General features: G+C 50.0%; 17 protein-coding genes. 8 read left to right on the top strand and 9 right to left on the bottom strand.

The window, feature by feature from the left end:
• A complete protein-coding gene (locus OS112_07820) occupies positions 1–840 on the top strand; it encodes a hypothetical protein (protein ID WAC04369.1) in 840 nt (279 codons plus the stop codon).
• 451 nt (positions 841–1291) lie between these two features.
• On the opposite strand, the gene OS112_07825 is transcribed toward OS112_07820, so the two are convergent.
• The 3 genes from OS112_07825 to OS112_07835 form a co-directional block, all read right to left on the bottom strand.
• Positions 1292–2149: a mechanosensitive ion channel gene (locus tag OS112_07825; protein WAC04370.1), complete on the bottom strand. Its 858-nt coding sequence runs from the start codon at positions 2147–2149 to the stop codon at positions 1292–1294.
• Positions 2150–2151: 2 nt separating this feature from the next.
• Positions 2152–3189: a hypothetical protein gene (locus OS112_07830; GenBank protein WAC04371.1), complete on the bottom strand. Its 1038-nt coding sequence runs from the start codon at positions 3187–3189 to the stop codon at positions 2152–2154.
• Positions 3190–3315: 126 nt separating this feature from the next.
• On the bottom strand, positions 3316–4263 hold the full coding sequence (locus OS112_07835) for a mechanosensitive ion channel (GenBank protein WAC04372.1): 948 nt from the start codon (positions 4261–4263) through the stop codon (positions 3316–3318).
• Positions 4264–4654: 391 nt separating this feature from the next.
• On the opposite strand from OS112_07835, the gene OS112_07840 reads away from it, so the two are divergent.
• Positions 4655–5554 (top strand): universal stress protein, encoded by a 900-nt coding sequence (locus OS112_07840; GenBank protein WAC04373.1) that lies wholly within the window; start codon positions 4655–4657, stop codon positions 5552–5554.
• Between the two features lie 103 nt (positions 5555–5657).
• Here the strand turns inward: OS112_07840 and OS112_07845 are convergent, their stop codons facing one another.
• The 3 genes from OS112_07845 to OS112_07855 form a co-directional block, all read right to left on the bottom strand.
• Positions 5658–8453, bottom strand: coding sequence for an HAD-IC family P-type ATPase (locus tag OS112_07845; GenBank protein ID WAC04374.1), 2796 nt, complete (start codon positions 8451–8453; stop codon positions 5658–5660).
• A gap of 329 nt (positions 8454–8782) precedes the next feature.
• Positions 8783–9655 (bottom strand): universal stress protein, encoded by an 873-nt coding sequence (locus tag OS112_07850; protein ID WAC04375.1) that lies wholly within the window; start codon positions 9653–9655, stop codon positions 8783–8785.
• Positions 9656–9784: 129 nt separating this feature from the next.
• Positions 9785–11002: a cation:proton antiporter gene (locus OS112_07855; protein ID WAC04376.1), complete on the bottom strand. Its 1218-nt coding sequence runs from the start codon at positions 11000–11002 to the stop codon at positions 9785–9787.
• 203 nt (positions 11003–11205) lie between these two features.
• On the opposite strand from OS112_07855, the gene OS112_07860 reads away from it, so the two are divergent.
• A complete protein-coding gene (locus OS112_07860; GenBank protein WAC04377.1) occupies positions 11206–12384 on the top strand; it encodes an inorganic phosphate transporter in 1179 nt (392 codons plus the stop codon).
• Positions 12385–12960: 576 nt separating this feature from the next.
• Positions 12961–14235: a cation:proton antiporter gene (locus tag OS112_07865; GenBank protein ID WAC04378.1), complete on the top strand. Its 1275-nt coding sequence runs from the start codon at positions 12961–12963 to the stop codon at positions 14233–14235.
• A gap of 67 nt (positions 14236–14302) precedes the next feature.
• Here OS112_07865 and OS112_07870 read toward each other — a convergent pair whose 3' ends face one another.
• The 3 genes from OS112_07870 to OS112_07880 are packed head-to-tail and all read right to left on the bottom strand — an operon-like array spanning position 14303 to position 17327.
• Complete coding sequence (locus tag OS112_07870) at positions 14303–14695, bottom strand: hypothetical protein (GenBank protein WAC04379.1); 393 nt, start codon at positions 14693–14695, stop codon at positions 14303–14305.
• A gap of 35 nt (positions 14696–14730) precedes the next feature.
• Positions 14731–14904 (bottom strand): hypothetical protein, encoded by a 174-nt coding sequence (locus OS112_07875; GenBank protein WAC04380.1) that lies wholly within the window; start codon positions 14902–14904, stop codon positions 14731–14733.
• Positions 14901–17327 (bottom strand): plasma-membrane proton-efflux P-type ATPase, encoded by a 2427-nt coding sequence (locus OS112_07880; protein WAC04381.1) that lies wholly within the window; start codon positions 17325–17327, stop codon positions 14901–14903. The genes OS112_07875 and OS112_07880 overlap by 4 nt, the downstream gene beginning before the upstream one ends.
• 412 nt (positions 17328–17739) lie before the next feature.
• On the opposite strand from OS112_07880, the gene OS112_07885 reads away from it, so the two are divergent.
• From OS112_07885 to OS112_07900, 4 genes are read left to right on the top strand one after another with little or no spacing between them, the layout of a single operon-like run.
• A complete protein-coding gene (locus tag OS112_07885) occupies positions 17740–18885 on the top strand; it encodes a KamA family radical SAM protein (GenBank protein ID WAC04382.1) in 1146 nt (381 codons plus the stop codon).
• Positions 18886–18899: 14 nt separating this feature from the next.
• Complete coding sequence (gene ablA / locus OS112_07890) at positions 18900–20360, top strand: lysine 2,3-aminomutase (protein ID WAC04383.1); 1461 nt, start codon at positions 18900–18902, stop codon at positions 20358–20360.
• The gene (gene ablB / locus OS112_07895; protein ID WAC04384.1) at positions 20350–21186 is read left to right on the top strand and encodes a putative beta-lysine N-acetyltransferase; all 837 of its coding nucleotides are present in this window, start codon (positions 20350–20352) and stop codon (positions 21184–21186) included. The genes ablA and ablB overlap by 11 nt, the downstream gene beginning before the upstream one ends.
• Positions 21187–21243: 57 nt before the next feature.
• On the top strand, positions 21244–22281 hold the full coding sequence (locus OS112_07900) for a mechanosensitive ion channel (GenBank protein ID WAC04385.1): 1038 nt from the start codon (positions 21244–21246) through the stop codon (positions 22279–22281).
• The last annotated feature ends 173 nt before the right edge of the window (positions 22282–22454 follow it).

The raw sequence follows: 22454 nt of genomic DNA on the forward strand, positions 1-22454 counted from the left end.
ATGTCACTTGCCGCACTCAAAGATACTGTCGATCTTCTCACAAGGGTACCAGTCCTTTGGATCCCGGGGTTTGTCTGTGGGATCCTTGCTGCCTGCCTCTGGCTGGTTCTGAATATATCCGGCGCTTTTTTGGCCGGACGACTCCTTGTCATTTTTCCTCTGGTTTGCCTGTTTTTCATCATCGGTATGCTTTCTGCAGTTCACAAGAGAGGGGCTACGTTTAAGGAAATGCTTGCCGATGGCACCGGCTATTATTTCCGGGTGCTCCTTCCCACGCTGGTGATTGTGTTTGGCATTGTCCTTGTTTTTATCATGGTGATCCTCACCCTCACCCTGTTCGGTCTTAAGCCGGACGCAGGACTGCTCACGTTTCTGGTCTTTGGCGTCGTACTCCCGACCGTCATCCTCACCTTATTTTATGACACAGCCGTAATTTTTGAGGGAAAAAAGGTGTTTGAATCTCTTGAGCGGAGCATTGAAGTTGTGACGGCTAACCTTGGAGATGTGATCCTTTTTATGAGCGGTTGTCTGCTGATCTTCTGTTCCATAAGCTTCGGCATGATGGTTTTATGGACTTCATTTCTTGCTGACCGTCTCGAGCCTATAAGCCGGTTTAATGAGACTCAACTCCAGTCGTTTACATCGGACCAGTTCATTGTTATGATCGGGCAGGATGGCATCTGGATCACCGCGCTTGTTATCTTTTGCTATATGACGCTACTTATTCCTGTCCTGTACACGTACAAAGCCTGTTTCTACCGGCTGGTTTCAGGAAAAATTGCACAAGTCCAGCAGCAGGTTGGTGAGTTTGACAGCAAGGGACGCTGGTACAAGTACTGAGACCCGCATCAGAATTTTTTTATATTTTTTTTGGTGAACCGGCTTTTCAAAGGGACGACCACACATCCGGCCTATGAATCGTTTACATGCAAGACGAGCCGGCCGGACCTTTTTTAGGATCCGTCAGCATTGGAACATGATTCGCCGTGACAGGACCAGTTCCTGTAACCGATTGACATCGAAAATATTTTTGCTGTGCAATTTATCGGGGGCAATGTAACTCAAAGACATCCCGACAGATGTCTTCTCGTGCTCCTTTACAGTCGCATCTCGAAGATGTCTTGAAAGCAGGATTTCTTCTCAAATCTATCGTTCTTTTGGAGAGCAGACATGCCGGAACCATTCTGATGGTTTCTCCAATCAATCCTCCCTCTGCAACGATTGACTCCCCAAGGAACGTAAAAAAAGGTGGTTTTCCAGAGCCAAAACAGGAAAAAAGGGTATAGATTGATTAATGCACTGAAGGCTGAACATTCGTGCCGTCCGAAAGCGGGACAAACGCCGGCAGCCGGATTCCCACCCGCTGGAATTCTGCCAGTGCCCTCCGGGTGACTTCGGACTTGAATTCGAACTCGAGGCGCAGGTCGTTGACATATCCCTTTGCACGGACGCGCTTGTAGAACGGGAAGTCTTCGAGCAGGACGGTAAACGGGTATTTTTTCGAGATGATCACGTACTTCGAGGTAACCAGAGCCTCTTTTACGATCTTCATTGCCTTGTCTGCGTCGGAATCCGGGTGGATGAAGAGATCGATCACGATCATCATGGCAAGGTCACCGGCATTGCCGCTTGTTACCGGCAGGCTGAAGATCGAGAAGTTCGGCACCGATACAAGTTCATCTGCAGGGGTCTGGATACGGGTAGCTCGGATGCCGATGTCCTTTACTTCCCCGTACTTGTCGCCAATCGTTACCTTGTCGCCGATCTGGTACGGCTTTTCAATGATGATCACGATGCCCCCCACGATATCGGCAAAGAGGTCTTTCATGCCAAACCCGATGGCAGCACCAAAGAGCCCCGAGAATGCGATCATCTGGGTCAGCGAAGGTTCGATGAGGGCGATGGTAATGTAATAGAGCGCAACCGCGTAGACGAGGAGCTTTAAGAGGGGGATGATCATCGTGACAGATGTCCGGTACCAGCCGATCCACTCCGAGACCCGGACGAGGATGAAACTGAGCAGGTACGAAAGGACATAGGCTAAAACAATCACAAAGATGATATACAGCACCACGTTTGCATCAAGGGTTTTTAATGGGAGTTCTGCCGTAACATCTGCCGTAACATTGGGAAGAAGGGAAACAGCCATGGTCACCACAACCGCCGCGTTTTCTTAAGATACTCCGTCACCGGTGCAAGCGCAAACGGTGCGATGCTGTAATAGCCTGAGCTGTCGCTGACAAGGCCCTGCTGGACAAGGCGGTAGAGCACCCGCTCGATATCCATGTCGGATCCGGCAATTGCTGAAAGGTCCTTTGCATGCAGGGATTCCATGGACAGGATGATGGACAGGATAAATGATTCATTCGTGTCAAGGGTGATGGAATACGAATTCTCGGTGATTGCACTCAGGGATATTGCATTATCTTTCAGGCTCCTGTCCCAGAGCTGGATCGCGACACCGGGATTTCCCTGTGCGATCCGGTTGATCTTTTCAAAGATAATGTCCTCCAGGGAAATCTGTACGCGTTTTTTCCGGGACAGCCCATGAAACATCACTGTAAAATTCAGCTTTATCCACGGAACTGAAATTTCGGTCGCAGTCAGCGGCAGCCGCACGGTCCGGTGGATCACGGAGAAAAACATCGATCCCTCGGCAGTCCCCTCGTCCACAAAACGGATCTCCCCGGGCTTATATCGTGACAGGATCACCTGCTTGAGAACCGGCGTGTCCACCCGGGGCAGGGCAACGATGGTGGGGAAGTAAGCATCGATATTCATGACAGAGGAGAGGTACTGCCAGCTGTGGGTGTTCCATGTCGTTATGAAGAGCTTTTTTGAGGTGATCTGCGTGCGCAGGAATGCATCGAGGACATCAAAACCTCCGATCTTCCGTGTCGCGATAAACTGGCAGTTGTCGATCAGGATGATGTCACAGGACAGGAGGGAAAAATCCGGGAGAGCAGTCTGTTTTATGACAAATTCGAGCGGCAGGTAATGCACCCTGTCGCCATAGAGACGCCGGATCTCGGCAACGATCGTCGTGCGGCCACCCATCGGTTCTGCAATGATGGCAATATGGGACGGTGCACCGGACCCGAACCGTTCGACGGCCCCGGTGATCTCTTTTAATTCCCGCTCATAACCGATGACGGAGCTCTGGGAAAAAATATCCTCCTCGCCTGACATGACCACCCACGTTTCCTGACAGTGAGTTACACGGGGTAAATATTAAATGATATGCAGAATCCCGGAGGTAAAACCGGGACTGGAGCGAGGGCGATGATAAAAAAGATTCAGGATTATCCCGCTTTTTTAATCCTTGCGAGAAGCGGGGGCCTGATTAATGGTGGTGACAGTCACAGTTGTTGACGATATGGTAACCCGGTCTTCCTTTTCAATTGCGGCAAGGATCAGCTCGCTGAGCCGGGAGCGGAGAACCCGGCGGCTGCGGGCATCGGTAACGTACCGCACGTCAAGCGTAATCCAGTTGTCTGTCATGGTGATGTAGGCCGAGGGTTCGACAACTTTCTTGGGAAGGTAGTATTTTTCACCGATCCGTTCGATCTCTGCATCAGCCTGCACGGTAATCGATGCGGTTTCCGCCTTTACAATGCCAAGGACGATCTCCTTTGCCAGCCGCCAGTCGCTGTCATAGGTCAGGGGGATAAATATCTCGTCCCAGATGAACGAATGGTCGCGGGTATAATTATAGAAGGGATTATTGATCACAAGGCCGTTTGGTATGATGAGCAGGCGCCCCGACGGCTGGTCCCCGGAGACCCAGCCCCGGATCTCCATCAGCGTCGTGCTCATGACACCGATGTCCATGACGTCCCCGTACTTGTCGTTAATGGAGATACGGTCGCCGACACGGTACATGCCGGAAATCATGATCAGGATGCCCCCGACAAAATTCTTGAACACGTCCTGCAGGGCAAATGCGAGACCGGCACCGATGATACCGTACGACACGATGAGAGCAGAAGTATCGGTCACCCAGATACGAAGGCAGAGGACAATGATGAAAACGACAGAAAGTACAGAGATTGCCTTGTTTGCAGTATACCGTGTTTTTAAGTCTGTTATCCTTTTAACAAGGAACATGCCAATGACAACCGTGAAAATAAGATACGTTACAACCAGTACAACAGAGGTGAAGAAAATGTCAGTAACAACCGGGTCATTGAGAACATGCGCAGCTGCGCCAATACCTGCAGTGAGGAGCACAAGCGCAGAAAAGATCAGAAGTTGCCGTTTCATGTGTAGATATCAGTGAATATTCTCTCTTATTATATAGATAAAACGGTGGGCCCGGTAAAAAGGCCGGCAGAAGCCCGGCATTTGTGCCGTTCAGGTACAAAGCAATCATAAAAACGGGACAGGAATTTCCTGCGGCATTAGGTGAGATTCTGGTATTGATGGTGATGCCGCCATGTACTTTTATCCGTCTGATAAGTCATCCTGAATATCTGTACAATCGTCCGCTCAATTGCAATGGTTTTAATTTTCGGTTTATGGTATTATTATCATAAACATGGCGGGCAAAATTCTTCATGCATGACCCCGGCAAACCAGCATCATCCAGCAACTGTTTTTATTGTTTTTTCCGGAAGTGATCTTTTATTAGGTACCATGGGTATTACACAGTAGGATGAAAACGATGTTTGAAAAAGTGCTGGTTGCCATGGATTTTTCAGCCTATTCGCAAAAAATCCTTGATTGCATCAGCGAGATTCCCGGGATACAGGAAGTGGTGCTGCTGCATGTTGTGGATGCTACCCACCCTTCAAAACTGGGGTGGACACAAGGACCGTACATCGAGAACGTCAGGATCCTCATGGCCGAGAAAAAAGAGTCCCTTGAAAATCTCGGTTTGAAGGTCCGGATAAGTGTTGATGTGATTGTGAATGTGATCACCCAGGGCAATGTTTCCCTTGCGATCCTTGAGGCGGCAGAAACAAATAATGTATCACTCGTCGTGATGGGGGCCCGGGGAATCAACCCGATCCAGGAGCTCCTGCTGGGAAGTGTCTCATCGACCGTTCTTAGACATGCAAAGACAAGCGTCCTCGTCATGCACTTCGAACCTGCACCGGATATTACGGATGAACCATCTGCCGCGTCCCACAGAAAATTATTTTCAAAAGTCCTGGTACCTACAGATTTTTCCAGACCTGCCAACGATGCGTTTTCTTTTATTAAAACGATCCCGGGGATCAAAGAGATCGTCTTCCTGCATGTTGCCAACCGGGCTGAATCACAACAAGAGATTGAGGAAGCCATTCAAGATGCGCAAACCCGGCTTACGGACATGAAAAATGATCTCCTCGATGCCGGAAGTGTCGTTAATATTCATGTACGGGTGGGAGACCCGACTGAGATGATCCTTTCTGCTGCAAAGGAAGACAATGTATCCCTGATAGCGATGAGCGCCTTCGGGACGGACTTGGTCAGGGAGATGCTTCTCGGGAGCACGACTTTCACGGTGGTGCGGAGAACAAGAAAACCCGTTCTGGTTATACGCAGCGGGCAGGAAAACGAAATCAGGTGAGTGTTTCTCCGATATCCTGTGGTGCGGCTTTGTGCGAGGTTTGAGAGATTCCCCGACTTACTGCATTGCCACACGGGTCGTAATTTCATAGAGTTATAAAAATCTATATTCCCTGTACAGGAACTGCGCCACTCGTCTCGTTGCTCCTGAATTTCCCCACAAATTTATACAGCTCCATCACCGCGATCACTCCCAGCGAGATTCCAAGAAGGAGAAACCACTCATCAAATGTGACCGGAGAAACCCCCAATGCATTTTGCATGAAGGGGATATACATCGATAGGATATGGATTCCCTGAGCCGCGATTACGCCCAGAATGAGAAACCGGTTGCGTGCAAGAGGTACATGGAATGCTGATATGTACTCCGATCGGCAATTGAAGACATGACAGTTTTCAAGCAGCACCATCAGGAGCAGGAGAAGATTGCGTGCGGTATTCTCTTCATAACCAGCACCGATCAGGAACCCCCATACAACAAATGCGGAAATTCCAATATACAGTCCTGATACAATCGTTTCTTCTGCCATCCTGCGGTTGATGATGCTCTCTTGTGGGAGGCGCGGTTTTCGTTTCATCACACCGGACTCGCCTCCTTCAAACGCGAGTGCCACATCCTGGATACCGTTGGTGACAAGGTTGAGCCAGAGCAACTGTACCGCAAGAAGCGGGAGCGGGAGTCCGGCACCGAGTGCCAGCATAAAGAGGACCACTTCGGCAAACCCGGTGGAGATAAGCAGGTATGTCACCTTCCTGATATTGTCATAGGTCACCCGTCCTTCATAGATCCCGTCGACAATGGAGGAGAATGAATCTTCGGTGATGATGATGGAGGCAGTGTCCTTTGCAAGATCGGTGCCGGATCCCATGGCAACCCCGATATTTGCCTGCTTCAATGCCGGTGTATCATTGACCCCATCCCCCGTTACCGCTACATAATGCCCGAGTCTCTGGAGATTTTTCACTATGGCAAGTTTCTGGAGTGGGACGACCCGGGCAAACACTGATATATTCTCAAGTTTTTTAATTGCTTCAGGACGTTCAAGATCCCTAAATGTTTCGAGTTCTGTTCCGGTAATCAATTGTTCCGGAGATTTGGCTATGCCGAGCTCACGGGCAATCGCAAGCGCAGTTGCAGGATGATCGCCGGTTACCATTGCAACACGGATCCCCGCCTGGCGGCAGGTCTGGATCGCTTCTGCCGCCTCCGGCCTGACCGGGTCGATAAAGCATGCAAAGCCCACAAACATCAGTGAATGAAGATCGGCGCGGTCAGGAGCCGGTTTATCCGGTTGCGGGTGCAGATCACCCTCTGCAAGCGCGATCACCCTGAATCCCTGTTCGGCAAGCTCAAGGGCAAGTTCCATCATCAGCGGTGCATCGAGGGGTGAGGTTCCCTGGCCGGATGATTGCCCCCAACACATAGGGAGGATCATCTCCACGGCACCCTTGACGACAATCCGGTTGCGGGATCCTTCCTTGTAAAATGTGGCTGCATACCTGAATTCGGCTTCAAACGGGATCTCGCCAATGACAAATATGCGTCTCCTCACCTCGTCAGGTTCGAGACCAAGCTTGTACCCGTACGCGAGAAAAGCGATGTCAATAGGATCACCCTGATGCACCCATCCCCTGCCCGAACGTCTCAGCTCAGCACTGTTACATATGATTCCCAGTGCGGCAAAGTTTAAAAGACGCCCGCGGTCTTCAGCTACACTATTCCCTGCACTTTCTGTTACAACCTCCCCGTCACCATCATATCCCTCTCCGGTTATCGTAAAGGGATGACCGTCAGGGAATTCAACAAGACGTAATGTCTGTGCATTCACTGTGAGCGTGCCGGTTTTATCGCTGGCAATGTATGTACAACTCCCCAGCGCTTCGACTGCAGTCAGTTTTCGAACGATCACGTTCCTCGCTGCCATCCGGGATACCCCGAGGGAAAGTGCAACGGTAATTGATACAGGTAGTCCTTCAGGGATAGCAGACACAGCGAGTGCTACCACGATAAAAAAAACCTCGATGGAGGGCATACCCCGGGATAATGCAATTACTGCAATCAGGATACCTGCCGCAATGACAAAGAACCCGATTCTCTGCGAAAATTTTTCCATACGGATCAGGAGCGGAGGCTTTACCGGATCCGTAAGTACCACACTCCGGGCGATCTTTCCTACTTCAGTCAGAAGCCCGGTGGCTGTAACAACACCTTCGCCTCTTCCTGATACCACCGTCGATCCTGCATACGCCATATTCCACCGGGCCATGAAGGGGGTTTCTTCAGGTATGGTGACCGTATCTTTTTCAACAGGAAGGGATTCGCCGGAGAGGAGGGATTCGTCTACCTTCAGGGAATACTCATGGAGGAGCCGGATATCTGCCGGCACACGGTTTCCTTCGCTTAAGAGAACAACATCGCCAGGAACGAGGTCGGCAGCATCTATTGTGATTGGATGTCCGTCTCTGTGGACAATCGCGGTTATATGGAGAAGCGCCTGCAATGCATGGGCACTCTTTTCCGCTTTCCATTCCTGGATGGTCCCGATGATCGCGTTCACACAAATGACGGCAAGGATAAATGTACCATCAGTAATTTCCCCGATCCCAAATGATATTAGGGCGGCAACAAGGAGGATGTAGATGAGCGGACTTTTAAACTGACGGAGGACGACTTCCCAGGGTGCCGGAGGTTTCTTTGAGGGGAGAGTGTTGCTCCCATATTTCTGATTTCTTGCCCGGACTTCATGCGTATCAAGACCTTGGGGTGATGATGCAAGCAGAGCATAGATCTCATCCGCGTTGAGTGCATGCCATGCAGTGTCCTTTAGGACCTGTATGTTGCAGCAGGCGGTCCCTGGTGAATTCCCGGGAGGGGAGGCTCTGTTTTTGTCCGGGTTCATTTCCGTATCATGAGATTATTGTAAGATTATAAAAAATGGAGGGAAGTACCCGTAACACAACCTTGGGATCTACCCCTCTTTTCCGGATTATTGTTTATTTTATCGGCCCGGTTTTATTTCGGATTCCGTTGGTGCCTGCTTGACAGCTTTTTTTGGATTTCTGGTTTTTCAATTATCCCTGCGATCATAATTATCCCAGAATGTTACCAAAAAATTCCCCCGGACCAATGCATTTCCGGTTGGGTAATGATCACAAAGAACAGTTCCCGGGAAATCACACGCGGGCTCCCGTAGACACTATTTACACGCAGCAATATCGTACCCCTGCATTATTGCTTCGTGCCCAGTGATCTTCTCAGCACAAGAACCGGTTTTTTGGAATTCCGTGCCACACGTGCTGTTGTGCTGCCCACAAGACTCTGCAGAAAACCTCTCTTTCCTGTTGATTTGAGGATGATAATGGATATGTCATGCTTCTCTGAGAATGAGATGATCTCTTCAGCAGCGCTACCAACAGAAACATGAATCTGCGCAGGAATGGAGATCCGGACAAAACAGTCCTGCATTCTGCCAAGTATTGCCTTTGCTGCATCAACAGAGGTCCTGATTTCTTCCGGGGAATCCCCGGTTGTCACAGCATGGAAAAGCGTAACCTTCCGGATCCATGGCAGTTCATGGCAAGAGAACTCTGCAATCTCCGGATCTGAAAAATCCGTACATACCATGACATGTGAAAAAAGGTCCGGGCAGGGAAGATCCTGTCCCGGGGAGGGCATATCATCTGCCCACCTGTTATTGACAAGAAGCAGATCTGTCTTCCCATAGCGGAGAAAATCAGATGCGACACTTCCAAGAAGCAGGGTATCGATGATCCCCCTTCCCCTCCTTCCCATGAGGGTAAGCGCAATCCCTTCCCGTGATGCAATCCGGTTGAGCGCCTCAAAGATCTCGCCACCCTGGATCTCCTCGATGATTGTCCTTACTGTTGCTCCGGGTAATGTGAAATCTCTTTTGATCTCTTCCAGGCACGACCTCGTATATTCACGATCGGGATCATCCAGGGCTGCAACCTTCGAAGGATATCTGTTGTAGACAACATGAAGAATCTCCACCTGTCGTATTCCCGGAATATGTCTGAGACAACGAAGTGCGTACCGGGATTTGACTGAGAGATCGACCGGGACAAGCACATGATCATACATGATGCACCTCCGGCTTCTGGTCTCCCTTGCACGAGACGTTACAACAGGGGTCCGGAAGCATGTTCCCCCAGCAGAATATACTAAGAGTAAAAAGCAGAGCCGCTAAGTCCCGGAGATGTTGAATACCAATCATGATTTTCCTCCATCGATCGGGATGCCATTAGCATTGTACATGCAGTAATCATCTTTGAAAAACCAGTTCCGGTAAACGATCGGAGTGATGACCGTAGTCAACAGGCTCATCATCACGATTGCCACATAAACCCCCTGTCCGATGATCCCTTTTTCAAGGCCGATCAGCGCGATGATCATCGCAACTTCCCCGCGGGGCGCCATCCCGAATCCGATGATGAGTGAGTCCTTCGTGCACAACCCGCCAAATTTCGCCGGAAGTCCGCACCCTATCACCTTGGTCAGGATGGCGACAAGGGTCAGCACGAGCAGGAAGAGCAGGATCTCCGGGGTAACCGCATGGAAATCTGCGATGATGCCTAACGAAACGAAAAATATTGCGGCGAATATGATTTGGAGATACTCCGCTCCTTCCTTTAAACTTCTGCTCTGGTGCAGCTCTACATCTTTGAATGAAACACCGGCAATGAATGCCCCGACAATTGCCGAAAGCCCGACAGCTTCAGCACACATTGCATAGAGGAAGGCGAGCATCATGGCAAAGATGAAGATAAACTCCGGGTATTTCTGGACAAAGGGCGTTGTGTCCAGCTTTGCGAGATATTTGCTTACAACAAGTATCCCAAACACCCCCGCGATCACAATAAAAGTGACGGCCTTTACAGTCACGATTGCAATCCCGAGATACGAAAACGAGCCACTGACAACATCAGTACTGATCGCAAGAGCGAGGAGGGCGAGCACATCGTCGATCACAGCCGCCCCGATGATCGCTTTTGCCGCTTCAGTCTGGAGCTTGCCCAGCTCTTTTAAGACATTTGCTGTAATTGCGATGCTTGTCGCCGTACAGGCAGTCCCGATAAAGATCGCGCTCGCCGAATCGAACCCGAACAGGACAGCAAGATACCAGCCGCCGACCCATGGCACGATGACACCGATAAGGGCAATGGCAAAGTTCCGCGGCTGGACGATATCTTTCATATTGAACTCAAACCCGATCACGAACAACAGGATGACCGCACCGAGATGGGCGATGCTCCGGACAAAATCGGTGTAGGTGATCATGCCGAGCACGCTCGGCCCGACAACAAGCCCGACGAGAATCAGCCCGATGACCGCCGACTGGTTGATCCGCGATGCGACAAGGTACCCGGCAAGAGCCACAAACAAAAGCAGGCTCATCTGGAATTCTGGGGAGGTGAAGAGACTATCCATTGTATTAACTGGGAAATAAAAGTAAAAAGCCCTTTGCCGATGACCTGCTTCACCTATGCCATCACAAATCTTTTTCGCATAAGGCATGCTATTACCATTATTTAATTAAAGAAAATCTGCCAGCATCTCAAAGGTACTCCCCATACATGTGGAAATATGACAAATATACTCTCTGACATCGCATGCTGGCACAGGTGATTACAATGGATGCCCTCGTTCTTGCCGGTATCGTTCTCGCCCTGCTTTTTAATTTTGTAAACGGTATGAACGATGCGGCAAATTCGATTGCCACAATTGTCGCCACACGGGTTCTCAGCCCGCTAAAAGCGGTGGCGATGGCTGCTTTTTTTAACCTGGCCGGTCCGCTTATCTTCACGACTGCAGTAGCAAAGACGATCGGAAAAGGGATTGTTGATCCAATGTTTCTGACGATACCTGTGCTTCTGATCGGTTTATTTGTCGCGGTCCTCTGGGTATTTCTCTCATCCTGGCTGGGCATCCCAATATCGGCAACCCACGCGTTGGTGGGGGGTCTTATCGGATCCGCTGCTGCATATGCCGGGACCGGCGTGATTGTCCTGCCCCCTCCGGGCACAATCATGGGATTGTTCATTTATACTGCTATTGGTGCAGGTATCGGAACGGCTGCTTTCTTTATCATGGGGATATCAAAAAAAGAAGAAGCAATGCTCACCCTCATCGCTCAGGGGGCATTTGCCGGGGCAGTGCTCTCTGTCCCGGTTGTTATCATCACGGGACTGTTGAAAATCTCAGGGATGTTTGCGATCCTCGTATTTATTGTCATTTCACCCCTTCTCGGGTTTGTCTTCGCATACCTCCTCTCCCTTCTTTTTGTCCGCCGCTTCAGGAATGACAATACGAAAAAAATGAACTTCCTGTCAAAAAAACTGCAGATTGTTTCTGCCTCGTTCTATAGCCTCGGGCACGGGAGCAACGATGCCCAGAATGCTATGGGAATCATTACAGCATTCCTGGTCGCAGGCGGGGTGCTCACCGAATTCATTGTACCTCTCTGGGTGATTGTTCTGTCCAGTGCTGCGATAGCGCTCGGCACATTATTAGGAGGGTGGGAGGTGGTTAAAACCATGGCGAGAAGGATTACCAATCTCCGTCCATACCAAGGATTCTGTGCGGAAACTTCTGGAGGTGTAGCCCTTTCCTTTGTCACTTCGTTCGGTGTCCCGGTCTCGACAACCCATGCGATCACCGGTTCGATCATGGGCGTCGGTGCCTCACGGGGATCTTCTCAGGTTCAGTGGGGGATTGTGCGGCAGATCATTACCGCATGGGTATTGACCATCCCGATCACGTCCGTCACCGCGTATTTATTATTTTCCCTCTACCGGATTATGATATTCTGAAAATGAGATTGCATGGTCTAAATATCACCGGCAATTCCGGCATATTTGACATATGTTATACTATAGCTTGTTTTTATGCAGTACGCTCTTTTGTGTTCGATGATAACATCGGTGATATCCGTCCGGTTTCTGCTACATTTGACTACGGTCAAATGCATTTTGCAACCCAAAGTTGTCAGTATTAAAACGCGATTTGTCATGAAAACATTCTGACATGAGTGCAACAAGTGGAAAAAACGCAGTCCAGCGAGCTTGTGTGCGCAATATCTGCGAAAAGGTAGCCACCAAGTGCCGCGAACAGGAGCAGGCCCATCGGGAATTCAGGCAGGGTGAAACGCGATCCCATCGCACCAGCTGATGGTCTGTCATAATCAAGACCCATTTTATTTTGATGCGCTCAGTGGATTATAAACCGCTGTAAGACGATGCAATGATTCGCACCATACAAAATTGTTTTTGCATGAAATTTCTCATCGGCAGTGACTCTGGATGTCATCGATGATATCCCGCAATCCGGTACCTGGCCGATATTCAATAGAACATTCTATTAACCGTTAAACTTCCATAATTATTGAGATGGATATCGCGATTACAATCCTGTTCCTTGGCATCCTCATCTTTTTGGGAAACATTTTCACGCTTGTTTTTACAAGGACCAAGATCCCTGACCTGCTCTTTTTAATCGGTATCGGTCTAATCATAGGTCCGGTACTGGGAATTGTTTCGCCCGAATCGTTTGGGATCGTCGGGCCGATCTTTACGATAATTACCCTTGCCATCATCCTGTTTGAGGGAGGGCTGCATCTCCGTATCGAGACGATACGGCAGTCATTTACAGGGACAATCGAGCTCTGCCTGGTCTCGTTTGTCGTCAGTATGCTGCTTGCAACAGCTGTGCTCTATTATTCAGGGTTGCTGACATTTCTGCCCGCCCTTATGCTGGGTGCGATCATCGGCGGGACCTCTTCTGCGGTCGTTATCCCGATGATCGACTTTTTAAATGTCCGCAAAGAGACCGGGGCAATCCTTGCGCTGGAGTCGGCCATAACCGATGTCCTCTGCATTGTCACGATGCTCACCATCCTCGATGTATACCTGCTCGGCACCGTTGACCTCAAAATTATAACCGGCAGACTCTTTGCCTCATTTTTCATGGCAGTCTTTCTGGGCGTGCTTGGCGGTGTGATCTGGTCGGCAATTTACCACCGGCTGGGGAATTTTAAAAGCATCTTTTTAACCCCCGCATACCTCTTCATCATCTACGGGATCATCGACATGCTGGGTTACAGCGGTGCGATTGCCGCCCTTGCTTTTGGGGTGACCTTAGGAAACCTCGATTCATTCAGAATCTCGCAGTTCTTCCCGTCGGAAAATAATATTGCTCAGGTCGAGCTCACTCCCTCTGAGAAAATGTTTTTTGCCCAGCTGGTTTCACTCCTGAAAACATTCTTTTTTATCTATATCGGGCTCTCAATCGAATTTACCAGCACCATCTCATTCCTTGCCGGTATCGGCATCACGCTCGCGCTCTTTGCTGCACGCATCGTTATCGTGCATGTATCAATACCCCGGACAACTCCGGTCTGGGACGCAAGCGTTATAGCCGTGATGATCCCCAAAGGGCTGGCAGCCGCAGTGCTTGCAGCAATCCCGCTCCAGATGGGAGTGGTTGGAGGGGAGTTCATCGAAACAACGACATACGCGATCATCCTGTTCTCTATCGTCATCTGTTCGATCCTGGTGCTGCTGCTGGAACGGACACCATTCAGAAAACTCTATGGGGTTATTTTCAAAAAATTCGGGAGAGAGAACGGGCAGGGGGGATCACAGGCTGCGGATCCTGTGGTCTGATATTTTTTTCCCTGGTTGCTCATGGCGGCCCGGTAAGTCCAAAACCCTATTCTGCGATTTTAGGATCTCACTTTGCCTGCTGGATATCTGATCGCGTCTTTCTGTGCTGTGCCATCCAAAGCACCGCTGATATACTGATAATAATTACTGAGAACACTATCCGCATAAGCAGGGCAACAGAAGTCTGTATACCCGGGGGAGAAAAGACAAAGCCTGCTGCAAGAAAGAGCAGTGTTACGCCACAAACTGTCGGGATTGCATAATACCTATCTGACCAGAACGACAGGAACAGGGGGATGAAATAGAGGAGCCAGACCGGCACTCCAAGAGGAGACATGATATCAAGTGCATAGGTGACCAGCATAATCAGGATGGAAAAAAATACAAATGAAGGCCCGGGTGCGAGGATTCCGATCTTCTGTCTTACCTGTGCCCGGATACCTAGATCATCGGATATCATGGGCCCCCCCGGTTTTTTGCACAATAGATTCCCTATTAGGTAGTATTACTCTGTGGTTTGTTGAAATGTTTTTTGTTTCTCCTTTCATCTGCTTTAAATGGAGGATCTGCAGCAAAAATTATACCAAATTTCCCAACCTGACCTTTTCCAACTGCCTTTTGCAAAATACCCTTCTGTTTTCTGGCAGCCCGGCATATTCCGGGTTTCATGAATACGGGTGGATGATCTCAAAGAGCCAGACCTTGATAAGATCGTTGATTAGGAAGGCCCCTATCGCATATCCCCAGACTAAAAGCGCCAGGGTCCAGCCGATCGGAGTCATGAATATGCCAAAGATTGCGATCAGGGTTGCCACACCCTGAGTGATCTCTGCTGTGCCAAAAAGAGCAAGAGAGGGAAGAGGGGGCTCCCAAAAATGCTGCTGGCCGGTCCGTGCAAGGTAAATAGTCATGTGGCCCGCAACGGCAAGCTTGAGGAAGATGAGTGTCTGGACAACTCCGGCATCGAGGTGGAAATACTCTCTTGCCAGCCAGAGCAGGAGGAAGCTGGAAACGACCCCCAGTATTCCAAGAATGCTTGCAATTGTGAGGATCCGGTTCATCTGCCACCGGACGGGTTTGGGTGCGACGGTGGCGTTATCGTACGCGATCATCATGATGGGGAGATCGTTTAAGATCGCAAGGACGACAATCATGAGCGCAGTAACCGGGTAAAAATTTAACAGCACGATGCAGAGGGTCAGGAAGATCAGCACCCTCACGGTCTCGGCTATACGGTAAACCGCGTAGCTTTCCATTCTCCGGAAGATCGCCCGGCTCTGCTCGATCGCATCGATGATGACGGAGAGGCCGGGCTTTGTCAGTACAATATCTGCCGCAGACTTCGCGGCATCCGTCGCACCGGCCACAGCAATTCCTGAATCTGCTTCCCGGAGCGCCGGGGCATCATTCACACCATCGCCGGTCATGCCGACAATGTGATCCCCTTCCTGCAGGATTTTGACGATCCGGAACTTGTTTTCCGGAAATACCTGTGCAAACCCGTCAGCCAGTTCAACCTGGGCGAGTGCATCCTTTCCCTCCCCGGAAATGAACGCAGACTGCGGAAGTATGTTTGTTCCAAGGCCTACCTGCCCCGATATCTCCTGTGCGATTGCCACATGATCGCCGGTCACCATCTTGACATTTATGCCAAGTTTTTTTGCATCGGCAACCGTTGCCGCAGAATCCTCCCGTGGCGGATCAAAGAGGCCGATGGTGCCAAGATACTGCCAGTGCCCGGACCCGTCGGTTCTTGCCACGCCGAGCGCCCGGAACCCTTTTTTCGCGTATTCCAGGATCCACTGGTCCAATAGTGAGGTGGCAGCCCCGCTGGTCCCGGCAAAGGCTGCGATTGCCTGTGGCGCACCTTTGGCAACTTCATAAGAAGTTCCTGATGTATCCGCAACCGTCGCCTTTGAGTATTTTGAGACCGGATCAAAGGGAGTGAACCCGGTTTTTTCAGGCACTGGAACCTCAGCTTTTTTTGGAAGTGCAGAGAAGCATGCCAGGATTGCTCGATCGATAGGATCATTGCTTTCACTGCTGGAGGAAAGCGCAGCTGCGGTGATCACGTCGTGTTCGGTAACACCCTCAAATGTCCGTATGCCGCCAATGCTGATGGAATTTTTTGTTATTGTCCCGGTCTTGTCCGAGCAGAGGATATCCATTCCCGCCATCTCCTCAATCGCGGTGAGACGGCTGACGATCGCTTCTTTTTTTGCAAGCGCCATGGCTCCGACGGCGAGCGTTACAGTCAGCACGGCGGGAAGTGCCGCTGGAATCGCTGCAACGATGAGAACAAGCGCAAACTGGAGCGTCTCAGCAAGAGGTTCCGATCTGGAAATGGCAACAACGAAGACAAGGCTCACGAGGATTATGGCAAGGATGATAAGATAATTCCCGATTTTCACAACTGCCTTCTGGAAATGGCTCCGGGGAGGTTTTACCTGCAGCAGCCGGGTGGTCCTGCCAAAAAATGTCTCTGATCCGGTCTTAGTAACCTTTGCATCCATCTCACCCTGCCGGATGATCGACCCGGAATAGGCCTCTTTTCCTGCTCTCTTTTCCACGGGGAGTGATTCACCGGTAAGTGCCGATTCATCAAGAAGGAGATAATTTCCCTGCAGGAGCTGCAGGTCTGCCGGCACAATGTCGCCGAGCCGGACATGGACGATGTCACCAGGAACAAGTTCCCGCGAGGGAAGATCCTGCCATGTCCCATCCCTCAGTACCCGGGCTGTCGGAGCAAGGCGCTGCTTTAAGAGCCCGATTGCGTTCTCTGCTTTTTGTTCCTGGAGAAAACCTACGATTGCATTTATGATGAGCAGGAGTAAAATGATCGAAAAATCATCCCAGTATGCGATGAAAGCAGAAAGGATTGCAGCAATCTCAATCATCCATGGGATCGGGCCCCAGAAATAGCCGAGGAATTTCAAAAGAGGATGTTTTTTCTCTTCCGGGATATCGTTATACCCGTATTTTTCCCTGAGACTGTTGACATGCTGCCCGGTAAGTCCTTCAATTTGTTCATCACCCATACCTCCACTTGCCATGGTCTTTGCCTTTGAACCGAGCACGTCCGGTTCACTCATACATATTCCGCTTCTTAATGCGCATTATTTCCAGGATGAACGGACTTCTATTTCCATCATAGTCATCCATTCATAAATTCATCCATTCATAAATTCTATTTACGGGATTATTGACAATAGATTATTGAAAAGTATTGTGATAGATTCCCGCAAATCCCCCCACAAGATAAGCAGGAGCAATTTACCACGAGCAGGAGTATCCTTCATCTCCTCAAGGACAATAAAACCGCCCTCTTCCATCCCCAGGTGTCTCTGATAGTGAAATAATCAAAAAGGGTTTAAAACATGAGCCCCAAGGAAAGGTTACCGGGTGCTGCGACAACAGCATACTATCACTTGTATTTCAACTACCTTGAGCAGCACCCACACCTGCCCCATGTAACGGGCAGGCAGACCTAAAATGAGGTGCATAATGAAACCGAGGTATCTTACTTCTATTGATGAGCTCGACAACCTTGTCGGGCTCGAGCCCAAAGAGAGGCAGGATATGGAAACGGTCTGCGAGACGTTTCCTTTCCGTGCCAATGACTACTACCTTTCCCTGATCGACTGGAAAGACCGGCACGACCAGCTGCGCCGTATCGTAATCCCCGATCCCCGCGAACTCAAAGGAGGGGGCTGCATGGACCCTTCCTGTGAGAAAGATTTTACAAAACTTCCCGGCCTACAGCACAAATATTCCCAGACCGGCCTGCTCCTCCTCTCAGATGTCTGCGGAGGCATCTGCCGTTTCTGTTTCCGGAAACGGTTGTTCATCAATAAAGAACGGGAGACGGTCAGGGATATCAGCGCAGGGCTTGACTACATCCGCTCCCACCCAGAGATCACGAATATTCTCTTAACCGGAGGCGATCCGTTCACACTGGAAACACAACGGCTGGAAGCAATCCTAAAAGAGCTGCGCGAGATCGAACATGTCAATATCATCCGGATTGGCAGCAAGATGCCGGCATACAATCCCTACCGGATCCTCAATGATCCCGGCCTTACCGATGTCCTGTCCCGGTACAGCACAGCGCAAAAACGGATCTATGTCATGGCCCATTTCAATCACCCGCGGGAGCTGACCGATGTCTCGGTACAGGCACTCGAACAGCTCCACCGGTCTGGCGTTGTTGTTGTCAACCAGACTCCGGTTCTAAATGAAGTGAACAATAGCCCGGAAGTTTTTACCCAGCTATTCCGGAAGCTCTCGTTTGCCGGTGTCTCGCCGTACTATGTCTTCCAGTGCCGCCCGTCGCTCGGGAACCGGTTCTTCCAGACACCGGTCGAGCGGTCCTACGAGATCATCCAGCAGGCATGGCAGGCATGTTCCGGCCTTGCAAAACGAGCCCGGTTTGTGATGTCGCATACAACAGGTAAGATAGAGATTGTGGGAAAATCCGCTCACCACATTTATATGCGTTACCACCAGGCAGCAAATCGTGCAGACATGGGGAAGATGCTGGTCTTCCGGAGCAATCCCATAGCTCTGTGGTTTGATGATTACCGTCACCATGCTTCCCATGTCAGTGATCTCCTTCCTGTAAAAATGCCAAAGATGCACTGGCTGTTCTGAGGTGGAAAGGAAAAATGGCAGGAAAAACCAAGGCCCATAAGACAGCAGAGAAAACTTCCAAATCATGGGATGAATCGCTTTCATTGAAGTACCTTGGTGGACAGGTAAAAAATACTGTCAAAGACATTGTATCAGTATTAAAGAGCCATCACAAGGGAGTAGAGAAACCCAAAGAACCTTTGATCTTCAGAAAAACCTTTGAGTCCGAAGGAATTCCCGAGTTCTGGAAAGACTGGCGATGGCAGGTCCGGCATGCGATACGGGATATCGATACAGTCGAACAGGTGCTGGGCATCCGTTTTAATCGGGAGGAACGGGAACAGCTACAGAAAACAATTGATAAATTTCCATTAAATATCACTCCCTATTATCTCTCTCTCATTGACGTGAATGATTATGTAAACGACCCGATTTTCAAACAGGCATTCCCATCTCCCAAGGAACTGATCATCGAGCACTACGAACTTTCTGATCCGCTTGCAGAAGACAAGGACAGCCCTTGCTCCTGTATCACCCACCGGTACCCTGACAGGGTATTGTTCCTTGTCAGCAACACATGCGCAATGTACTGCCGGCACTGCACGCGGAAACGCAAGGTCGGCGACGTGGATTCGATCCCTGACCGGGAAGAGATCAAAAAGGGTATCGAATATATCCGGAACACACCGCAGATCCGCGACGTTCTCTTATCCGGTGGAGACCCGTTTATGCTGGGTGATGATTACCTTGACTGGATCTTAACTGAGCTCCGCGACATCCCGCATATCGAAGTCATACGGATCGGATCGCGGGTGCCGGTCACGCTCCCGTTCCGGGTCACCGATGATCTCGTTGCTGTACTGAAAAAACACCATCCGATCTGGGTGAACATGCAGTTCAACCACCCCAAAGAGATGACCGAATCTGCACAGATCGCAGTCGCAAAACTTGCCGATGCCGGCATCCCGCTTGGCAACCAGTCTGTTCTCCTTGCCGGGATCAATGACTGTCCCCGGATCATGAAAGCGCTCGTGCACCAGCTCGTAAAAAACCGCATCCGGCCATATTACCTGTACCAGTGCGACCTGTCCGAAGGTATCAGCCATTTCCGTACCCCGGTATCAAAAGGGATTGAGATCATGGAGAACCTGGTAGGACATACCAGCGGCTTTGCCGTGCCACGGTATGTGCTCGATGCACCGGGCGGGGGTGGCAAGATCCCTATATTCCCCAATTACCTGCTGACATGGTCGGTGCACAAGGTCGTGCTGCGCAATTACGAGGGGATGATCTGCACTTACCAGGAGCCGGCGGACTATGACCGCATTTTCTGCAATGGTGATTGTGCCGGGTGCAAGCTGCAGCTGAACATCGATCGGGCAGATGAGTCAAAAGTCGTCGGTGTCGCCAAACTGCTTGCCGATTACGATCAGACGACGACACTCGTACCGGAAAAAACTGACCGTATAGGGAGGAGACAGGATAATGGCGAGTGATGTTATCCAGCAGATTGGAAAAAGCAGGGTACAGCACGGGCATTTTAACAACCGCGTGTATGTAATCAGGCTGTCTCAGGACGATATTCCTGATATTATCCGGTCGTTGGATGAACTTGTGCGAAAAGAAGGCTATACCAAAATCTTTGTGAAAGTGCCGGAATCATCGATGCCGGTTTTTACCGCTGCCGGGTATGTTGTCGAAGCGACTGTCCCGTTCTTTTATCATGGACACGACACCGCTGTTTTCATGGCGAAATACTTTGATCCCGGGCGAAACCGTGTGGCAGATTCCAAAGAGGTAGCAGAAGTCTTATCAGCAGCGTTTGGTTATGCACAGGCAGGATACACACCCAGGCTGCCGGAGGGATTGTCGCTGGTGTACGCCCATGCCGGAGACGCAAAAGAGATCGCAGCACTCTATCGTACAGTGTTTGAGACATACCCCTTCCCCATATCTGACCCGGAATTTATCTCAAAAAACATGAAAGAAGATGTCCGGTATTTCTGCGTCCGTCGATCGAAAAGGATCGTGGCTGTGGCATCATGTGAGGTCAGTACCGATGCTCTTAATGCCGAGATGACAGATTTTGCTACAGATCCCCAGTTCCAGGGAAAAGGACTGGCCGGCAACCTGCTCCATGCCATGGAAACAGATGTGAAAAAAGATGATATCCGGCTCGCTTACACGATTGCCCGGGCAATATCGTACCCGATCAATATGACATTTGCCCGGGCCGGTTACCAGTATGCCGGGGTGCTTCCCAACAACACCAACATCAGCGGGGCGATGGAGAGCATGAATGTCTGGTATAAGAGACTTTAGGCAGGCGAGTACTATGAAAGGACGTTACTATACAGAGCGTACGAAAGGGAGGGACAGATGATGGATTCTGATATCTTATATGCAATTCTTACGATCATCATCGGTCTGGTTGCTGCAGGTATGGCCTATATCGTTATCCAGTGGCTGAAGAAAAAGGCATCCGGAACCGATTCAAAACTGGATGATATCCTGCTTTCCACACTCGGAAAACCCATAGTCATCACGATCCTTGCCGGTTCTGTGTATATTGCACTGACATATTTTGCAATCCTGCCTGAAACAATTGACGGATTTGTCGTTGACCAGTACTTGAATGCATTTTTCATCCTGATTGGGGCATGGATCGTCTCATCATTCTCGTATAACCTGATACGGACTTATGGTTCATGGATTGCAGAGAAAACAGATACTGACCTCGATAACCGGCTGCTCCCGCTTCTGGAGATCATTGCAAAGTATCTCATCTGGTTTGTTGCATTTCTCATGGTCCTGTCGAATTTCCGGATTGATATCACCCCGCTCCTTGCCGGTGCAGGGATCGCAGGACTCGCCCTTGCACTTGCCGCGCAGGATCTTCTATCCAATTTCTTTGGCGGTGCAATAATCACGGTCGATAAACCGTTCCAGATAGGGGACCGTATCAGGTTTGAAGATTATTTCGGAGACATTGTCTGTATCGGCCCGCGAAGTACCCGGTTAAAAACGCTCGACAACCAGATCGTGACGATCCCCAATTCCAAAATCACATCAAATATCGTGGTCAATTTTGCCCAACCGGATATTAAGATGAAAGTCAGGATCCCGTTCTCGGTTGCCTATGGTTCAGATATAAAGCGGGTGAAGGAGATTCTTCTTGGAATTGCCCGCGAAGCGTCAGAAAAAACCATATGGGTATTGACAGATCCTGCGCCCTCGGTATACTTCCTCGAATTCGGGGAATCGAGTCTGAACGGGCAGCTCATTCTATGGACAAACAACTATGACAACTCATGGGATGTGCAGGACTATGTCAACTCCCGGATCGATGAGCAGTTCCGCAAGGAGGATATTGAGATCCCGTTCAGGCAGCTGGATGTCCGGATACGGAAGACTTGAGGAGTTCTGATGCTTATAGAGGCGATTACCGGGATAATTTTTTTTATCGCGGTACTTCTCTCAATCATTTTGGGTGGAAGAGATCCCTTCGCAATCAGGGTTGTTGAACAGATTCGCTACCTATGCTTAATATTTTTTTATTCCCCTCTTGCTGCGACCGGACGAATTCCCGC

This window comes from Methanoregula sp., from assembly GCA_026625165.1.
Taxonomy (GTDB): domain Archaea; phylum Halobacteriota; class Methanomicrobia; order Methanomicrobiales; family Methanospirillaceae; genus MVRE01.

Coding starts and splice junctions, on each gene's coding strand:
- OS112_07820 (WAC04369.1), top strand. CDS start 1: ATGTCACTTGCCGCACTCAAAGATACTGTCGATCTTCTCACAAGGGTA.
- OS112_07825 (WAC04370.1), bottom strand. CDS start 2,149: ATGGCTGTTTCCCTTCTTCCCAATGTTACGGCAGATGTTACGGCAGAA.
- OS112_07830 (WAC04371.1), bottom strand. CDS start 3,189: ATGTCAGGCGAGGAGGATATTTTTTCCCAGAGCTCCGTCATCGGTTAT.
- OS112_07835 (WAC04372.1), bottom strand. CDS start 4,263: ATGAAACGGCAACTTCTGATCTTTTCTGCGCTTGTGCTCCTCACTGCA.
- OS112_07840 (WAC04373.1), top strand. CDS start 4,655: ATGAAAACGATGTTTGAAAAAGTGCTGGTTGCCATGGATTTTTCAGCC.
- OS112_07845 (WAC04374.1), bottom strand. CDS start 8,453: ATGAACCCGGACAAAAACAGAGCCTCCCCTCCCGGGAATTCACCAGGG.
- OS112_07850 (WAC04375.1), bottom strand. CDS start 9,655: ATGTATGATCATGTGCTTGTCCCGGTCGATCTCTCAGTCAAATCCCGG.
- OS112_07855 (WAC04376.1), bottom strand. CDS start 11,002: ATGGATAGTCTCTTCACCTCCCCAGAATTCCAGATGAGCCTGCTTTTG.
- OS112_07860 (WAC04377.1), top strand. CDS start 11,206: ATGGATGCCCTCGTTCTTGCCGGTATCGTTCTCGCCCTGCTTTTTAAT.
- OS112_07865 (WAC04378.1), top strand. CDS start 12,961: ATGGATATCGCGATTACAATCCTGTTCCTTGGCATCCTCATCTTTTTG.
- OS112_07870 (WAC04379.1), bottom strand. CDS start 14,695: ATGATATCCGATGATCTAGGTATCCGGGCACAGGTAAGACAGAAGATC.
- OS112_07875 (WAC04380.1), bottom strand. CDS start 14,904: ATGAAACCCGGAATATGCCGGGCTGCCAGAAAACAGAAGGGTATTTTG.
- OS112_07880 (WAC04381.1), bottom strand. CDS start 17,327: ATGAGTGAACCGGACGTGCTCGGTTCAAAGGCAAAGACCATGGCAAGT.
- OS112_07885 (WAC04382.1), top strand. CDS start 17,740: ATGAAACCGAGGTATCTTACTTCTATTGATGAGCTCGACAACCTTGTC.
- ablA (WAC04383.1), top strand. CDS start 18,900: ATGGCAGGAAAAACCAAGGCCCATAAGACAGCAGAGAAAACTTCCAAA.
- ablB (WAC04384.1), top strand. CDS start 20,350: ATGGCGAGTGATGTTATCCAGCAGATTGGAAAAAGCAGGGTACAGCAC.
- OS112_07900 (WAC04385.1), top strand. CDS start 21,244: ATGATGGATTCTGATATCTTATATGCAATTCTTACGATCATCATCGGT.